This is a genomic window from Mesorhizobium oxytropidicola, from assembly GCF_056174625.1.
Map to the genome: position 1 here is coordinate 5,575,786 of NZ_CM149692.1, position 15,901 is coordinate 5,591,686.

General features: G+C 62.1%; 11 protein-coding genes and 2 pseudogenes. 8 read left to right on the forward strand and 5 right to left on the reverse strand.

Annotation, left to right across the window (positions count from 1 at the left end; genetic code table 11):
- Positions 1–112: 112 nt before the first annotated feature.
- Positions 113–1,987, reverse strand: a pseudogene (locus AC0V8S_RS28155) (glycosyltransferase family 2 protein).
- Between the two features lie 605 nt (positions 1,988–2,592).
- Between AC0V8S_RS28155 and AC0V8S_RS28160 the strand changes: the two are divergent.
- Entirely contained in the window at positions 2,593–3,516 is a 924-nt protein-coding gene (locus tag AC0V8S_RS28160) for a glycoside hydrolase family 26 protein (RefSeq protein ID WP_475438712.1), read from the forward strand.
- A gap of 197 nt (positions 3,517–3,713) precedes the next feature.
- Positions 3,714–4,103 (forward strand): DUF995 domain-containing protein, encoded by a 390-nt coding sequence (locus AC0V8S_RS28165; protein WP_475434699.1) that lies wholly within the window; start codon positions 3,714–3,716, stop codon positions 4,101–4,103.
- Positions 4,104–4,198: 95 nt separating this feature from the next.
- On the opposite strand, the gene AC0V8S_RS28170 is transcribed toward AC0V8S_RS28165, so the two are convergent.
- Together AC0V8S_RS28170 and AC0V8S_RS28175 are read right to left on the reverse strand one after the other, a co-directional pair.
- The gene (locus AC0V8S_RS28170; RefSeq protein WP_475434700.1) at positions 4,199–4,648 is read right to left on the reverse strand and encodes a DNA polymerase III subunit chi; all 450 of its coding nucleotides are present in this window, start codon (positions 4,646–4,648) and stop codon (positions 4,199–4,201) included.
- A gap of 9 nt (positions 4,649–4,657) precedes the next feature.
- Entirely contained in the window at positions 4,658–6,169 is a 1,512-nt protein-coding gene (locus AC0V8S_RS28175; protein WP_183457900.1) for a leucyl aminopeptidase, read from the reverse strand.
- 364 nt (positions 6,170–6,533) lie between these two features.
- Here AC0V8S_RS28175 and lptF point away from each other — a divergent pair, with 364 nt between their 5' ends.
- From lptF to rsmA, 6 genes and pseudogenes are all read left to right on the forward strand, one after another.
- Positions 6,534–7,736: an LPS export ABC transporter permease LptF gene (lptF, locus tag AC0V8S_RS28180; protein WP_475434702.1), complete on the forward strand. Its 1,203-nt coding sequence runs from the start codon at positions 6,534–6,536 to the stop codon at positions 7,734–7,736.
- Positions 7,733–8,818, forward strand: coding sequence for an LPS export ABC transporter permease LptG (gene lptG, locus AC0V8S_RS28185; protein WP_202353805.1), 1,086 nt, complete (start codon positions 7,733–7,735; stop codon positions 8,816–8,818). The genes lptF and lptG overlap by 4 nt, the downstream gene beginning before the upstream one ends.
- Complete coding sequence (locus tag AC0V8S_RS28190; protein ID WP_475434704.1) at positions 8,818–11,238, forward strand: LPS-assembly protein LptD; 2,421 nt, start codon at positions 8,818–8,820, stop codon at positions 11,236–11,238. Before lptG ends, AC0V8S_RS28190 begins: the two co-directional genes overlap by 1 nt.
- Positions 11,239–11,328: 90 nt before the next feature.
- On the forward strand, positions 11,329–12,261 hold the full coding sequence (locus AC0V8S_RS28195; protein WP_475434705.1) for a SurA N-terminal domain-containing protein: 933 nt from the start codon (positions 11,329–11,331) through the stop codon (positions 12,259–12,261).
- Positions 12,262–12,274: 13 nt separating this feature from the next.
- On the forward strand, positions 12,275–13,291 hold the full coding sequence (pdxA, locus tag AC0V8S_RS28200) for a 4-hydroxythreonine-4-phosphate dehydrogenase PdxA (protein ID WP_475434707.1): 1,017 nt from the start codon (positions 12,275–12,277) through the stop codon (positions 13,289–13,291).
- 25 nt (positions 13,292–13,316) lie between these two features.
- Positions 13,317–14,155: pseudogene (rsmA, locus tag AC0V8S_RS28205) on the forward strand (16S rRNA (adenine(1518)-N(6)/adenine(1519)-N(6))-dimethyltransferase RsmA).
- A gap of 170 nt (positions 14,156–14,325) precedes the next feature.
- On the opposite strand, the gene gmk reads toward rsmA, so the two are convergent.
- Both gmk and AC0V8S_RS28215 read right to left on the reverse strand, forming a co-directional pair.
- Positions 14,326–14,982 carry a guanylate kinase gene (gene gmk / locus AC0V8S_RS28210; protein ID WP_095202577.1) on the reverse strand — a complete coding sequence of 219 codons (657 nt, stop codon included), beginning with the start codon at positions 14,980–14,982 and terminating at the stop codon, positions 14,326–14,328.
- 21 nt (positions 14,983–15,003) lie between these two features.
- Positions 15,004–15,894, reverse strand: coding sequence for a YicC/YloC family endoribonuclease (locus tag AC0V8S_RS28215; protein ID WP_475434708.1), 891 nt, complete (start codon positions 15,892–15,894; stop codon positions 15,004–15,006).
- Between the last annotated feature and the right edge of the window lie 7 nt (positions 15,895–15,901).

The window sequence follows — 15,901 nt, forward strand, 5'->3', positions numbered from 1 at the left end:
ATCATATTCGCTCGTGCCTGAGGCTACGGCGGGTCGCTGGCCGGCAATCGAGACCGTCAATCAAGGTGAATGCAGTTCGGGAGAAAGTCTTACGGGTGGATGAGTTTGGGCATCAGCGCCGCGTTTCCCAACCAGGGTCGAAGTAGAAGTTGCGGGCTCCGATGTTGCCCTGGCCAGCACCGGAAACCACATAGGCGATGCGGACGATGCGAAAGCCACCGGCACCCTGCTGCAGCCCGTAGACGCCCTCCATGCCACGGTCGTAGAAACCCATGGCCGGCACGACGATCGCCAACAGGGCAAGCGAAGCCTGCAAGGCGAGTTTCGTCACATTGGCGCGCAGCGGGATCTTGTTCTCGATGACGTGCCTGACGACGATGACCGTCACCAGGAACCCGTAGAGGAAGGCGTTGAGGGCGGCGAACCAGTAGAAGCCGGTGGCGTCGAAGGGGTGGTCAACGAGCAGGACGGGCAGCGCCGCACCGATGGCCAGCACCACATAGGGCGCGAAGGTACGAGCCGGCAGAAGATGCTTGGGGCCGCTGCCCTTGGGCGTGACGCGGAAATCGACGAACGATTTGGTCAAATAGTCGCGCACCGACGACAGCGTGCCGGCCAGTACCCAGGGCCAGCGCGCGAAGAAGAGGAACAGCGTGCCTTCCCAACTGATCGTCTTGGCCGTGATCGGCCGCGACACGCCAAAAGCCTTCAGCATCATCACCAGACCGACCAGGGCGACCGCGTTCGGCACGTAGTAGAACAGGAAGTCGAGATACATGACATTGGCGAAGTTGCGCCCGGTGGACAGCGCATAGATCGGCATGACGTACATCAGCAACGCAAAGACGGCGAATAGCGGATACCAGAGCTGGCAAAAGAGAAACTGGAACCTCAACCGCGGCGAGAGCTTGGCCAAATATGCGGGCGAATACTCGAGCAAGATCGTCATCAGGCTCCGCGACCACTGGAATTCCTGGGTGACGAGATCGGCGAAAGTCTGCGGTCCATCGCCATGCGCGATGGCGTCGATCGCATGCACGCCGCGCCAGCCGGCCGCGTTGATCAGCATCGAGGTGGAATGATCCTCGGCCAGTTCCGGACCGAGACCGCCCGCCTGCTTCAGCGCCCTGGTTCGCACGGCATAATGTGAGCCGATGCAGAGCGGCGCCCCGCCGCCGGTATGGCCGGACTGCAAGGGTCCGTGGAACATCCCTTCCGGAAACAGCCGGCCGCGCGCCGACCAGCTTTCGGCGGCATTGTTGTCGCAGATGCTCGGCGCCGACACATAGCCGACCGTGGGATCGGCGAAGGGATAGAGGATTTCCCTGAGATAGGTCGGTGTCGGCACATGGTCGGCGTCCATCTGGGCGACGAAATCGTAACGCTGGTAACCATAGTGGTCGTAGAAGAACGCCAGATTGCCTTCCTTGCAGCGGGTGCGGCGCGGCCAAGTCTTGCGGTGATAGTCTTCCCTGCCGCGCCGCGTCGAAATCAGCACGCCGTGAGCATTGCACCAGGCGATCGTGTCTTCGGAGGGATCCTCGTCGGCAAGCCAGGTATCATGCGGGTAGTCTTGCGCCAGCATCGCCTCCAGCGTGCGCGCAACCACGGCAAACGGTTCCGAGGGGGCCTTGGTGACAACCATCGCGACCCGCGAACGCTTCGGGAGCGTATGAAGTTTGGACGGTTTTTCGACGCATGCACGTTCAGGAGAAAATACAACGGCATCAGCGTGAGCCACAGCAGAATGGCTGTCGCGAATACATATGGTCCGATATGCTCAACATGCTCGGGCCTGAGCCACCAAGACCAGAAGAAGCCGAGCGTGACGAACCAGAAAGCCAAGGCCAGCCTGAGCAGCCATTGCTGGGTGGCCGACAGCACCGGCACGAGATAGGGCCGCTTCCCGCGCCGAGCCGGCCAGGGCCGCCTCGGCTTGCCGTGCCCGTCTGTTCGTATGGCCGACTATGCCTACGTCTATACTCATCTGCTTACGCGCCGCCACTTCGGGCTTCAGCCAAACCGCGGTTGAAAACCCTCACATCCCGGCTGTAGAATCAGCTTCCGTTCTCTTAGAGTCAACTAAATTAAGTGTTGCTTAACTATGCTTCTTGAGCATTGGTTAACCTAGCCCCCAGAGCCGCGAGGGCATCTCACAGAAGAGCCGCCAGAGGGCGACTCCGGAATGGAGAGCCGGCAAAATTTTCAGCACGGATGAGATCGAGCCAATTCGAAGAGAATCCGGCAGACTGGCATGTTAACCATGCCGAGCGAGTCATGGTTAAGCAACCGTTAATTGTACTTGACTCTTAGCTGCGACCGGCTCTTAAATTAGCCAGGGATAATATATCGGAATTTGACGCGAATTTGTGAGTATCGCGGCGAACCGTCTCTCTTGAGCTCCTCGTGTCGGCGCCTTGAGAGATGATTTCATGGCAGGAATTTGTGCTTAACATTCCCGCCAATAGTCGCTCCGAAATCCCGCAGATTCCGCCAATAAAGCCGATCGGGTGTGGATGGTCGTGTCGATCAGTCGTCGACATGCGGGCGAAGCTTCGACTTCCGCAGGATGTCGAAGCTATGGAGATTATCATGAAAAATACCGCAGTAAGTGCGTTTGCAATGGCGTTGGCCTTGGGCGGCAGCCCGGCGCTCCCGACTTTGGCGGGCGCCGGCTCCGAGGCCGCGACGGATCCCGTTCATACGAGCAGCGCCGCTTCGGCGTTCGGATCCTATGACCCCTACGGAGACTTCGGCGCCGACAAGAGTGCCAGCATCGAGGAGCTCTTCCTGCCCTGGGAAGACGTCGACCTGACGAGCCTACCGTTAGCCGATGCCTATGCGCTTCAGCGAAACCGGTCGCTGTTGATCACCATCGAGCCTTGGACCTGGTCGAAGGACTGGCGCATCACCCCGAGCGAACTGCGCGACGGCATATTGAGCGGCAAATATGACGCAAACATGCAGGCAATCTGCAATCTGGTGGGAGCCATGAAGAGCCCCGTCACCATTCGCTGGGCGCAGGAAATGGAGGACACCAACGGTCGCTTCACCTGGGCCAACTGGGCACCCAAGGACTGGATCGCCGCCTATAAGCGCGAGGTCGATCTGTGCCGCAAAGCTGCACCAGCCGCCAAATATATGTGGTCCCCCAAGGGTGAAGTGGGTCTGGAGAAATACTACCCTGGCGACGACTATGTCGACGTCATCGGGCTGTCGGTGTTCGGCCTGCAGAAAAAGGACAATGACGAGGCCGGTCGTGATCGTACGTTCGCCGAGGCGCTGAAGCCCGGATATGACCGCGTCGCGGGTTTCAACAAGCCGGTCGTGGTGGCGGAACTCGGCTATGTCGGGAAGCAGGAATATGTTTCGCAATGGGCGGCCGATTCCCGCAAGTCCTATGCGGAGTTTCCGGCCCTGACGTCGGTTGTCTACTTCAATCAGAAGGAAGTGTGGCCATGGTTGGGTGGCTATGGGCTGCCCGATTGGAGGGTTACCCAGCACGTCTTGCCCTAGACCTTGTGCACCAGGGGCAAATGCAAGCGTAAAAATTGGGTGTGGCGTAGAGTTGTAGGGGTAGGGTCGTGAAACGAGTGTTGGGGAATTCCATTGGAACGGCACTTGCCTGTTCCATAGCGCTCTTGGTTTGCCAGGTTCCGGCGGTAGCCAAGACAGCGGCGCAAGTCGCCGAACTGGCCAAGCAGGCTGAAGCGGTGCCCGACGAAGGCATCTACCAGATGTATCAGAACCGCTCGTGGCTCTGGGGCCAGAACGGCGCTGGATTTTTTGCCGTGCAGGGTCGTCAGTTCAGCGCCTGGACTTCGGACAAGGGCAAGCTGGGCTACGGTGACGGGATCTGGTTCATTCCTGGAGGAGGCAAGCTTTGCTTCCGGGCGAAATGGCATGGCGCGGGAGGCGACTCCAACGCCCTCACCTGCTTCGAGCATCGCCAGGCCGGCAAGGTGCTCTACCAGCGCAAATTACCGGATGGCGACTGGTACGTCTTCAGAAGCTCGCATCGCAACTCGGCGGACGAGTTCATGAAATTGAAATACGGCGACGATGTCAGCCGGAAACAGAAACGGATCGAGGCAAGCGACTAGCTAGAGCCTTCTCATCCGCACCAAATCGCTGGTTAACGCGCCGCATCGATACGGATTCACGGGGCGCGTTTTAGATTTGTGTTCCATGCAGGATGCTAAGCCTTGCGCTCCCAGCGGCGGTCCGATGTCTGCTGCCAGTAGGTCACGGCATGGCCCGCGTCCTTCATCGTCTTCCAGTGCCCCCTCGCCGCCTCGACCTGGGCGGCGTCATGGCCATCGAACAGGAACACGGCACGCTCGTAGCCGGCAAGGTCTGACGGTACCGCGCCGTCGACCAGGAATCTTATTTTGGCTTCGTTGGGATTGCCGTGGCCGGTGGTCAACAGGATGGGCTGTTCGCCGGGATAAGCCTCGCGATCGGTCGCGTGCGCCAGGAAGGAATCGTCGCGGAAGGTCCACAGATGCTGGTCGAGCGCGTCGCGGCGTTCCTCGGTGCCGGTCTGCACCACGGCGCGCCAGCCACGATCGACGCTGCGCTCGAGCAGGCCCGGCAGCGCATCCTCCAGCGTCGATTCGGTCAGATGATAGAACAGCACGTCGGCCATGGATTAAGGTCAGCTCTCGTAGTGATCGCGCACCAGCCGGTCGAGCAGCCGCACGCCGAAGCCTGAGCCCCAGGACTGGTTGATCTCGTTCGATGGCGAACCCATGGCCGTGCCGGCAATGTCGAGATGAGCCCAGGGCGTGTCCTTGACGAAGCGCTGCAGGAATTGTGCGGCGATGATGGCGCCGCCATAGCGGCCGCCGATGTTCTTCATATCGGCGTTCTTGGAATCGATGAGCTTGTCGTATTCGGCGCCAAGCGGCATGCGCCACAGCCGCTCCTGCGTCGCCTGCCCCGCCGCCGCCAGCCTTTCCGCCAGTTCGTCATTGTTGGAGAACAGGCCGGCATAATGCAGGCCGAGCGCGACCATGATGGCGCCGGTCAGCGTCGCCAGATTGACCATGAATTTCGGCTGGAAGCGGTCGTTGCAGTACCACAGCGCGTCGGCCAGCACGAGGCGACCCTCGGCGTCGGTGTTGAGCACCTCGATGGTCTGGCCCGACATCGAGGTGACGATGTCGCCGGGGCGCTGGGCATGGCCGTCGACGGCGTTTTCGACCAGGCCGATGATGCCAACGACATTGGCTTTCGCCTTGCGCGCGGCCAAGGCGTGCATCAGCCCGGTTACCGCGGCGGCACCACCCATATCGCCCTTCATGTCCTCCATGCCCGAAGCCGGCTTCATCGAATTGCCGCCGGTGTCGAAGGTGACGCCCTTGCCGACGAAGGCGATCGGGCTGTCCTTGGGTTTGCCGCCGCTCCACTGCATGACGGCCATGCGCGCGCCACGTGGCGAGCCTTGTGCGACGCCGAGCAGCGAGCCCATGCCAAGCTTCTTCATCTCCTTTTCGGTCAGGATCTCGACCTTGACGCCGAGCGTCTCGAGTTCCTTGGCGCGGGCCGCGAACTCGATCGGCCCCAGCATATTTGCCGGTTCGTTGACGAGGTCGCGCGCCAGAAGCACGCCGTCGATCACCGCCTCGGCATCCGCGAAGGCCTTCTTGGCGCCTGCCGGGTCGGCGGTGTGGATGGTTACCTTGACCGGCTTCTTCGGATCGGCCTTGGCGTCATCCTTGTCCTTCCTGGTCTTGTACTTGTCGAACGAATAGCTGCGCAGGAGAATGCCTGCCGCAAGGTTGGTGGCATCCTTGCCATCCGCCGAGGCGCCGACCAGGTCGAGCACCACGGCGACGTCAGTTGCCTTGCGCAACGACGCTGCGATGGTGCCGCCCAGTTTCAGCCAGGCATATTCATCGAGCCCTGCCGCCTTGCCGGCACCGACCGCGACCAGCCTGTCGAGTGACGTTCCTTCCGGTGCCAGAATCTCGACGACGCCGGCGAACTTGCCGGTGAACTCGGCCACCGGAAAGGCCCGTTCCAGCGTCTTGCCGGGATCGTAAGCCCTGGCCGCGTCGCTCAGGCCGCCATCATCCGCCGACAGCACGAAGACCGTGCCCTTCCTGCTTGCCGCTGTCTGAGGCGCGGCGAATTTTGCAAAGGCGATCGACGGTCTCGGGTTCATCATGTCCTGCTTTCGGGGATTGCGCGATGGTAAGCGAAGCGGTTCGAAGCGATCCGCGACATTTGGTCGTTTTCCGGCATTTGGCAAGACATTGCCAAAATGGCTACCCATATGACAGTTGGAATCGATGGCGATTCGTCGCGGCACGGCCCCGCTTCATGCCGCAACCTGTTGTTAACCATCGATGTTTTCCCTTTCTTATCCATTCCCTCCGACACTCCGGCCCATTGCGGCACGCGACGTGGGACGGGAACCGGATCGCCTGCCTGATCGAGCCTATCGGAGCCAGTTGTGCGGGCGCCGCCGGGCGGCTACCCTTAGCGTGGTGGCATGATGCCGTTCGAGAAAATCGAGTAAAGCCTTCATGAAGGTCGTTGAACGCTACATCATGCGCCGCGCTTTCGTGGTCTTCCTGGCAGCGCTGGTCTGGACGCTGGCCATCGTGTGGACCACGCAGGTGCTGGCCAAGATCGATCTGGTTACCGACAGCGGCCAGTCGTCTCTGACCTTCTTTGAGGTCGCCGCCCTCATTCTTCCCTCGATCATTCCGATCGTCGTGCCTTTCGCATTGGTGGTGGCGGTCGCCCAGACACTCAGTGTCATGAATTCGGATTCCGAACTGGCCGTCGTCAACGCCGCCGGCGCCTCGCGCTGGACGATCGTGCGGCCAATCATGCTGCTGGCCCTCGCAGCCAGTGTTTTTTCTTTTGCCGTCGACAATGGCATCGACCCCTATGCACGGCAGAAGAACCGCGCCCTGGTGGCGGAGTCGCGCGCCGACCTGTTGTCGCTGATCATCCAGGAAGGCACTTTCCGCAAAATCGAGGACGGGCTGTTCCTGCAGATTGGCGAGCGGCTTCCCAATAACAAGCTGGGCGGCATCTTCGTCGCCGATTCGCGCGAGGAAGGCGTCAATCTCGTCTATTACGCCAAGACCGGTAGCGTCGTCGAACGCGGCGGCGAAAAGGTGCTGATGATGAATGACGGCGTCATCCACCGCAAAACGCTGACCGGCGACCTCAGTGTCATTCGGTTCACGTCCTATGCCTTCGACATGTCGGCCTTCATGGCGGCGGCCTCCGAGGTGACGCTTTTGCCGAAGGACCAGACAACCCAGTACCTGCTCAATCCGAGCCCCAACGACAAGAATTTTCAGCAAAACCCGCAGCAGTATCGGGCCGAGGTCGACCAGCGGTTTTCGGAATGGCTGTATTCCATGGTGTTCGCGCTGATCGCGCTCGCGGTGGCCGGCGATGCGCGCTCGCATCGCGAGGCGCGCGTCAATCCTTTGATCACGGCCATCACCATCTCGCTGTTCGTGCGCTGGCTGGGTTTCTTTGCCGCCAGCAAGGCCGATGAGATCCCGCAATATGGCTATATGGTTTATGGCGTGCCGATTGTGGCCTCGGCGGTGGCGATCTGGTTCATCGTGTCGAACCGGACTATGGAACTGCCGGTGGCCTGGGCGGACTGGATCACGAACCTGGCCGGCCGCATCGGTGACGGCTGGAACGCCCTCAAGCTGCGTTGGTCCAGGCGCGGCACTTCAGGCCAGGAGATCGGCTGATGGGCTGGACGCTGGGCCGTTACTTCTTCTTCCGCTACGTCACGATCACGATCTGGTTCTTCCTGGGCCTGTTGGCGCTGGTGTTCCTGATCGATTTCACCGAGCTGTCCGGCCGCACCACCGGCCTGCCCGGCTTCACCTACGGAACGGCGGTGGCCATTTCGGGCCTTCGCATGCCGATGATCATGCTGCAGACGGTGCCGTTTGTCGGCCTGTTCTCGGCAATGGCGACACTGGTTTCGCTCAACCGCCGCTACGAGCTGGTCATCGCGCGGTCCGCCGGCGTTTCCGCCTGGCAATTCCTTTTGCCATGCTGCATCGGAGCGTTGCTGTTCGGCTTTGTGTCGGTCGGGCTCATCAACCCGCTCGCCGCGCATGCCTTCTCGCTGTCCGAGCAGATCGAAACCCAGTTGCGCTCCGGCAAATCAAATACGGTTTCGGCCGATGCCGCGCCCTGGATTCGCCAGAAAACCGGCACCGGCGACACCATCATCGGCGCGCGGGCCATCCTCAACCAAGGCCTGGAGATGTCCGACGCCGTCTTTTTTGTCCTCGACCAGCAAGGCAACATCGTCGAGCGCAAGGATGCCGCGCGTGCTTACCTGCGGGATGGCTATTGGGATTTGCAGGATGTGAAGACCTTCAGGAACGGCACCATCCAGCCCGCGGCAAGCGATCGTGTGCCGACCAATCTGAAGCCTGAATTCGTGCAGGAGCGGCTGGCGCGCCCGGAGACCATTCCGTTCTACGACCTGCCTGGAAAAATCGAGGTTGCCCGTTCCTTCGGCCTCAAGGCAAATGCGTTTGCCATGCAGTTTGATTCGCTGGTGGCGTTGCCGTTCCTCCTCGTCGCCATGACGCTGATTGCGGCAACAGTTTCAATGCGATTTGCGAGGATGGGACAATCGGCAACGATGATTCTGGGTGGCGTCGTTGCCGGGTTTCTGCTTTATGTCGTTTCGGTGCTGGTGAAGGCATTCGGCGTGGCGGGGTTCGTGCCGACCGCCATAGCCGCCTGGGTGCCGGTCGTGGTAGCTATGTTCTTCGGGGTGACTTTCCTGCTATACAAGGAAGACGGCTAGTGAGGGAGGCGTTTTTGCCCAGCAACAGGCAGGCCAATTTGGCGCGCCTCTATGCGGCGAGCGCCTTGGCGTGCCTGCTTGCCTGCGCCGTGCCATTGCCCGCGTTCGCGCAGGAAGTCGGCAAGATGGCGACCAATGTTCCGTCCGGCTCGCAGATGCTGCTGGCGGCCGACACACTGGAGTACAACAACGACAACCAGACGGTGACCGCCGTCGGCGGCGTGCAGATCGACTATGGCGGCAACCGCCTCGTCGCCCAGAAGGTCGTATATGACCGCAACACCAAGCGGATGGTTGCCACCGGCAATGTTGAGATCGTCAACAGCGACGGCACCAAGATCAATTCGCAGCATATCGATATCACCGACGATTTCGCCGACGGTTTCGTCAACGCACTGCGCGTTGAAACCATCGACAAGGCCTATTTCGCCGCCGAAAGCGCCGAGCGCATGGGCGGCGTGCTGACCACATTCCACAATGGCGTCTATACCGCCTGCGAACCGTGCGAGGACAAGCCCGACAAGGCGCCGACCTGGCGCGTGAAGGCCAGGAAGATCATCTGGAACGGCGAGAAGAAGACGGTTCGCTTCGAGAATGCGAATTTCGAGTTCTTCGGCTTCCCGCTCGCCTACCTGCCGGCGTTCGAGATCGCCGACCCGACGGTGAAGCGCAAGAGCGGCTTCCTGATCCCGGGGATCAGCTACAACAGCCACCTGGGATACAGCGTCAAGGTTCCCTATTATTTCGCCCTTTCGCCGACTTATGACCTGACGGTGACGGGAAGCGGCTACACTAAGCAGGGCTTCCTCGGAGAGGCCGAGTGGCGCCAGCGCTTCAACAATGGCGCATACAGTTTGAAGATCGCCGGAATCCAGCAGCGGGATCCGGATGCCTTCATCGACAGCGCCGGGCGCAACGTCGATTCGGGCGCGGCAGGTGATGCAAACAAATTCCGCGGCATGATGGGCACGCAAGGCCAGTTCGCCATCAACGAACGCTGGAACTTCGGCTGGGACGTGCTGCTGCAGACCGACAAGGACTTCTCGAGCACCTACAACATCGACAAGTACAATGCCGGCGTCCATCAGTCGACGGTCTACCTGACGGGGCTCAACGGCCGCAACTACTTCGATGTACGCGCCATGCACTTCGACGTGCAGGAAAATACACTCAACAGCAATATTGCCGCGCGCAGCAACCAGCAGCCATGGGTGCTGCCGTCGCTCGACTACGCCTATATCCCTGACGCGTCGGTGGCTGGCGGCCAATTGTCGCTCAACGTCAATTCGCGCGTCCTCCGCCGCAACGAGCTCGACCAGACCTATTTCACCCCTTACGATGCGAGCTCAGGCACGCAGCGCGTTCGTGGCATCGAAGGTGAATCCGGCCGTCTTACCGCCGAGGCCGAGTGGAAGCGGACATTCGTCACCGACGACGGACTGGTGCTGACACCATTGCTGGCGTTGCAGGGCGACGTCGATTACCTCAATGCGTCATCTGGTTCGTTGGCCGCCATCAACCAGATGGCAACGAATTTGGGCGAGCGGGACGATATGCGCTCGTCGTTTGCCCGTTACATGGCAACCGCGGGCCTCGAAATGCGTTGGCCGATGCTGTTTTCGCTGGCCAGCGGATCGAGCCATGTCATCGAGCCGATGGCGCAGTTGTTTCTGCGTCCCAACGAACAATATGTCGGTGGCCTCGCTGTTCCCAATGAAGACGCCCAGAGCATGGTGTTCGACGCGACCACCCTGTTCGAACGCGACAAGTTCTCCGGCTACGACCGCATCGAAGGCGGTTCGCGCGCCAATGTCGGCGTCCGCTATTCCGGCTCCTTTATCAACGGCTGGGGCACCAATGCCATTTTCGGCCAGTCCTATCAGATTGGCGGCGAGAACTCCTTCGCCGAGCCGGATCTGGTCAATGTCGGCGCCTATTCGGGCCTTCAGACCACCAAGTCCGACTATGTCGGTCTGTTTGGCGTCAACAGCCCGAACGGATTCGCGGCCTCGGTCAGCGGCCGCTTCGACGAACAGACCTTCGAGATGCGCCGCGCCGAGTTCAAGGCCGCCTATTCAGGCCTGCCGGTGTCGCTCAGCGCCAAATACGCCTTCATCCAGGCCCAGCCGCTCTACGGCTTTACCACCGACCGTCACGAGGTCACGCTGGGTGCGTCGACGCACCTTGCCCAGAACTGGCGCGTGTTCGGGACAGGGACCTATGATCTGCAGGAAAGCCTGTTGGTCAAGGATGGGGTCGGCTTCGCCTACAACGATTCCTGCTTCACCTATCTGATGACGTACTCGCAGTCGCGTGACCTGAACACCAGGGAAGTGACGCAGAGCATCGGCTTCAACCTGTCGTTCCGCACCCTCGGCGACTTCGGCTCGTCGACCAGCGCAATCGACACCATCCAGTAGCCGGCGAGACATCGTTTCGCCGCATAGGGCTGGCACGGATTCGCGCACCCGGGAGAGGACGAAATTGGGCGGAACCGGGATAGAATTGGGATGCTAATGATGAGGAACTACCTCTTTTCAGCAGGGTTCGCGCTGCTTGTGGCGGCGACATCCGTGTCGATGACCGTCATGACGCCGCCGGCTTTTGCCAGCGAGATCAAGTACGTCGTCAACGACATACCCGTCACGTCAGGCGATATCGCGCACCGCGCCGCCTTTTTGAAGCTGCAGCGCAAGAAGGGCGATGCCGCCCAGGAAATGATCGACCAGACGCTGCGCCTTGCCGAAGCCAAGCGGCTTGGCATCCGTATCAGCGACGCCCAGGTCGAGGCCGCCTATCAGCGCTTTGCCACCAACAACAAGATGCAGCTCAGCCAGCTTGATGGCGTGATGGAGAAATCCGGCGTCGGCAAGGACCATTTCAAGGAGTTTATCCGCGCCCAGATGGCCTGGAACCAGGCCTTGAGTGCGCGTTACCGTTCCGGCGAAGGCGGCAGCGTGACCGAACAGGACGCGGTCCGGCGCATGCTCGACAAGGGCGGCGCCAAACCGAGCGCCACCGAGTACATGCTGCAGCAGGTCATCTTCGTTGTGCCGGCCGCCGAACGCAGCGCGACGCTGGCCAAGCGCAAGCGCGAGGCCGATGCCATGCGCGCCCGCTTCAACGGCTGCAACACGACGCGCGAATTCGCCAAGGGCCTCATCGACGTCACCGTTCGCGATCTGGGCCGGGTGCTGGCGCCGCAATTGCCGCCGGACTGGGCCGAACAGATCAAGGCGACCAAGGTCGGTGGCGCCACCGTCACACGCGAGACCGAGCGCGGCGTCGAGTTCATCGGTATCTGCTCATCGCGCGAAGTGTCGGACGACAAGACAGCGCAGATGGTGTTCCAGAGCGAAGGCTCCAACGACAAGGCGGCCGACGATCTGAGCAAGAAATATGTCGACGAGCTGAAGGCGAAAGCCCGTATCGTCAAGCGCTGACGTGAAGAGCGCGATGACCGCGCTGGCGCTGAGCGTCGGCGATCCCTCCGGCATCGGCCCCGAAATCGCCATCGCCGCCTTCCTGGCGCGCGAGGCAGTCGGCCTGCCCGCCTTCTATCTTTTGGCCGATCCGGCGCTGATCGCCTCGCGGGCGAGGCAGCTGGGCGTGTCGGTGCCGATCGTCGAGACAACGCCAGTGCAAGCGGCGCAGGTTTTCGCCCATACCTTGCCCATCGTTCCACTGGCGGCCCATTTCATCGACAGCCCCGGCCGGCCGGATCCGGCCAATGCGGCCGGCACCGTCGAGGCCATCGACCGCGCTGTCGCCGCCTGCCTTGCCGGCGACGCCGCAGCCGTGGTCACCTGCCCGATCGCCAAGAAGCCGCTCTACGACGCAGGGTTCCGCTTTCCCGGCCACACCGAGTATCTGGCGCATCTGGCGGCGCGGCACAGCGGTGTCGACGCAATGCCGGTCATGATGCTGGCGGGTCCCGACCTGCGCACGGTTCCTGTCACCATCCACATCGCTCTGGCCGAGGTGCCGAAGGCACTGACCACCGAGCTGATCGTCGCGACCGCGCGCATCACCGCGGCGGACCTCGCCAACCGCTTCGGCATCGCCAGGCCGAGGCTTGCCATTGCCGGCCTCAATCCGCATGCCGGCGAAGGCGGTTCCATGGGCCTGGAGGATGAGCGCATCGTGCACCCGGCAGTCGACATCCTGCGTGCCGAAGGCATCGATGCTTTCGGCCCGCTGCCGGCCGACACGCTGTTCCATGCCCGGGCGCGGGCAGGCTATGACGCAGCACTTTGCATGTATCACGACCAGGCATTGATCCCGGCCAAGACGCTGGCTTTCGACGAGGCGGTCAACGTCACGCTCGGCCTGCCCTTCATCCGCACGTCGCCCGACCATGGCACCGCTTTCGATATCGCCGGCAAGGGCGTTGCACGACCGGACAGCCTGATCGCGGCGCTGAAGCTCGCCAGAAGGCTCGCCGACACCGACGCAAAGGCCGTGGCCGCATGAGCGCTGCCGTTTCGGGCTCGAACGCATGAGCATCGATGGGTTGCCACCGCTGCGCGACGTCATCGAGCGCCATGGGCTCCAGGCGAAAAAGGCGCTTGGCCAGAATTTCCTGCTCGACCTCAATTTGACCGGCAAGATCGCACGCAGCGCAGGCGACCTGACAAACACCGCGGTGATCGAGGTTGGTCCAGGGCCCGGCGGCCTGACAAGGGCGCTGCTTTCCAACGGCGCCCGCCGGGTCATCGCCATCGAACGCGACGAACGCTGCCTGGCTGCCCTTGCCGAAGTCTCCGCTCATTATCCCGGCCGGCTGGAGGTGATTTCCGGGGACGCGCTGAAGACCGACTTTGCCGCCCTCGCCTCCTCGGCTGCCCAAGACGGCGGTCAGGTGCGGATCGTGGCCAATCTGCCTTACAACATCGGCACAGAGTTGCTGGTGCGGTGGCTGACGGTTCCGGACTGGCCGCCTTTCTATGCTTCGATGACGCTGATGTTCCAGCGTGAGGTGGCCCAGCGCATCGTCGCCGCGCCCGGCAGCGATGCCTATGGCCGGCTCGGCGTGTTGGCCGGCTGGCGTACGCAGGCCAGGATCGCCTTCGACGTGCCACCCAGGCCTTCACGCCGCCGCCGAAGGTCACCTCGTCGGTGGTGCATCTGGAGCCACGTGCGACGCCCCTGCCCGCTGATGTGAAAAAACTCGGCCGCGTCACCGAAGCCGCCTTCGGCCAACGCCGGAAGATGCTGCGGCAGAGTGTGAAAAGCCTCGGCGGCGAGGCCTTGCTCGAACGCGCGGGCATCGATCCGACCCGGCGCGCCGAAACGCTCAGCGTCGAGGAATTTGTGCGACTGACCAATGCGGTGTGAAGCGCCGCTTCTTCCTTCTCCCCTTGTGGGAGAAGGTGGCCGAGCGAAGCTCAGTCGGATGAGGGGTGCTCCAGCTTGGCAATGACGGTGATCCTTCACCCACCCCTCAACCGTCTCGGCGCTGCGCGCCGATCCACCTTCTCCCACAAGGGGAGAAGGAAAAAGAGGCCCTACTCCGTCTTCTCGTCCAGCAAACCGGAGACGAAATCGAACAGACCGGGCCGGCGGTCGCGCCGCAATCGTTCGGCGACGACGATGCCGCGCACTTCCGCGAAGGCGCGGTCGAGATCGTCGTTGACGATGACGAAGTCATATTCCTTCCAGTGCTCGATCTCATTGCGGGCGTTCTTCAGCCGCGTCTCGATCACCGCTTCCTGGTCTTCGGCGCGGCGCTTCAGCCGCGCCTTCAATTCCTTCATCGACGGCGGCAGGATGAAGATCGAGACGATATCGGCGCGCATCTTCTCCTTGAGCTGCTGAGCGCCTTGCCAGTCGATGTCGAACAGCATGTCGCGGCCTTGCGCCAATGCCAGTTCGGCGGGCTCGCGCGGTGTCGCATAGCAATTGCCGTGCACTTCCGCCCACTCCAGCAGCGCGTCGGAATCGCGCAGCCGCTCGAACTCGCGCATGGTGCGGAAATGGTAGTGAACACCCTCGATCTCCGAGCCGCGGCGCGGTCTGGTGGTGACCGAGACCGACAGTTCGAGGCTGGAATCGCTTTCCAGAAGGTTGCGCGCGATCGTCGACTTGCCGGCGCCCGACGGCGACGACAGCACAAGCATCAGCCCCCGGCGGCGGATGCGGGACCCCAAATCCCTGGGAACCATCGGTTCCTTGGCAACCATCGGCTACTCCAGATTCTGGACCTGTTCACGAAACTGGTCGACCACGGCCTTCAGCTCCAGCCCGATCGCGGTGACGGCGGCGGCGTTCGACTTCGAGCACAGCGTATTCGATTCGCGGTTAAATTCCTGTGCCAGAAAATCGAGCTTGCGGCCGACGGCGCCGCCGCCCCCAAGCAGGGTCCGGCCAGATGCGACATGCGTTTTCAGCCGGTCGATCTCTTCGCGAATATCAGCCTTGGTGGCGAGGAACGCCGCCTCCATGTGCAGCCGGCTCGCATCCAGATTGGCGGACGCGTCCATCAGCAGCCCGACCTGCTCGGCGATGCGTTCACGGATCGCCGCCGTCTCGCGTGACGGGTCCGCCTCCGCGCGCAGCGTCAGTGCCTCAATGGCGTCGATGTGGCCGGACAGCAGCAAAGCCAGTGCCGCACCCTCGCCTTGCCGTGCTTGCTCCAGCCCTTTCAGCGCCACCTCAAGCGCAGCCATGATGGCGATGTCGAGCGCGGCGCGCGCCTCTTCGGTTTCCACGGTTTCAGGAATGTCGAGCACGCCGCGCAGCGACAGCAACCCGTCGGCCGTGGCGGGGGCAACGCCGAATTGTTCCTGCAGCCGCTTGGCGAGACCCGCAAGGTCTTTCAGAAACGCCTCGTTTACGACGGGTTGCGCCTGCGCATCGGCGGCGCGGCCGATGGTCAGCGTCGCCTGGAAATTGCCCCGGGCGAAACGCTTCTGCAGGGTTTGCCTCACCGCCGGCTCCAGCCGCTCGAAACCTTGCGGCAGCCGCAGCCGTACCTCGACGCTCTTGCCGTTGACGGACTTGACCTCCCAGGCGATCGAAGTGCCGTCATGCTCGGCGACGGCACGCGCAAATCCGGTCATGCTCTGCAAATTCATGTCGCCC

Excerpts from the sequence above, each read along its gene's own strand:
- AC0V8S_RS28160 (WP_475438712.1), top strand. The coding sequence starts at position 2,593 with ATGAAAAATACCGCAGTAAGTGCGTTTGCAATGGCGTTGGCCTTGGGC.
- AC0V8S_RS28170 (WP_475434700.1), bottom strand. The coding sequence starts at position 4,648 with ATGGCCGACGTGCTGTTCTATCATCTGACCGAATCGACGCTGGAGGAT.
- AC0V8S_RS28175 (WP_183457900.1), bottom strand. The coding sequence starts at position 6,169 with ATGAACCCGAGACCGTCGATCGCCTTTGCAAAATTCGCCGCGCCTCAG.
- lptF (WP_475434702.1), top strand. The coding sequence starts at position 6,534 with ATGAAGGTCGTTGAACGCTACATCATGCGCCGCGCTTTCGTGGTCTTC.
- AC0V8S_RS28195 (WP_475434705.1), top strand. The coding sequence starts at position 11,329 with ATGCTAATGATGAGGAACTACCTCTTTTCAGCAGGGTTCGCGCTGCTT.
- pdxA (WP_475434707.1), top strand. The coding sequence starts at position 12,275 with ATGACCGCGCTGGCGCTGAGCGTCGGCGATCCCTCCGGCATCGGCCCC.
- gmk (WP_095202577.1), bottom strand. The coding sequence starts at position 14,982 with ATGGTTCCCAGGGATTTGGGGTCCCGCATCCGCCGCCGGGGGCTGATG.
- AC0V8S_RS28215 (WP_475434708.1), bottom strand. The coding sequence starts at position 15,894 with ATGAATTTGCAGAGCATGACCGGATTTGCGCGTGCCGTCGCCGAGCAT.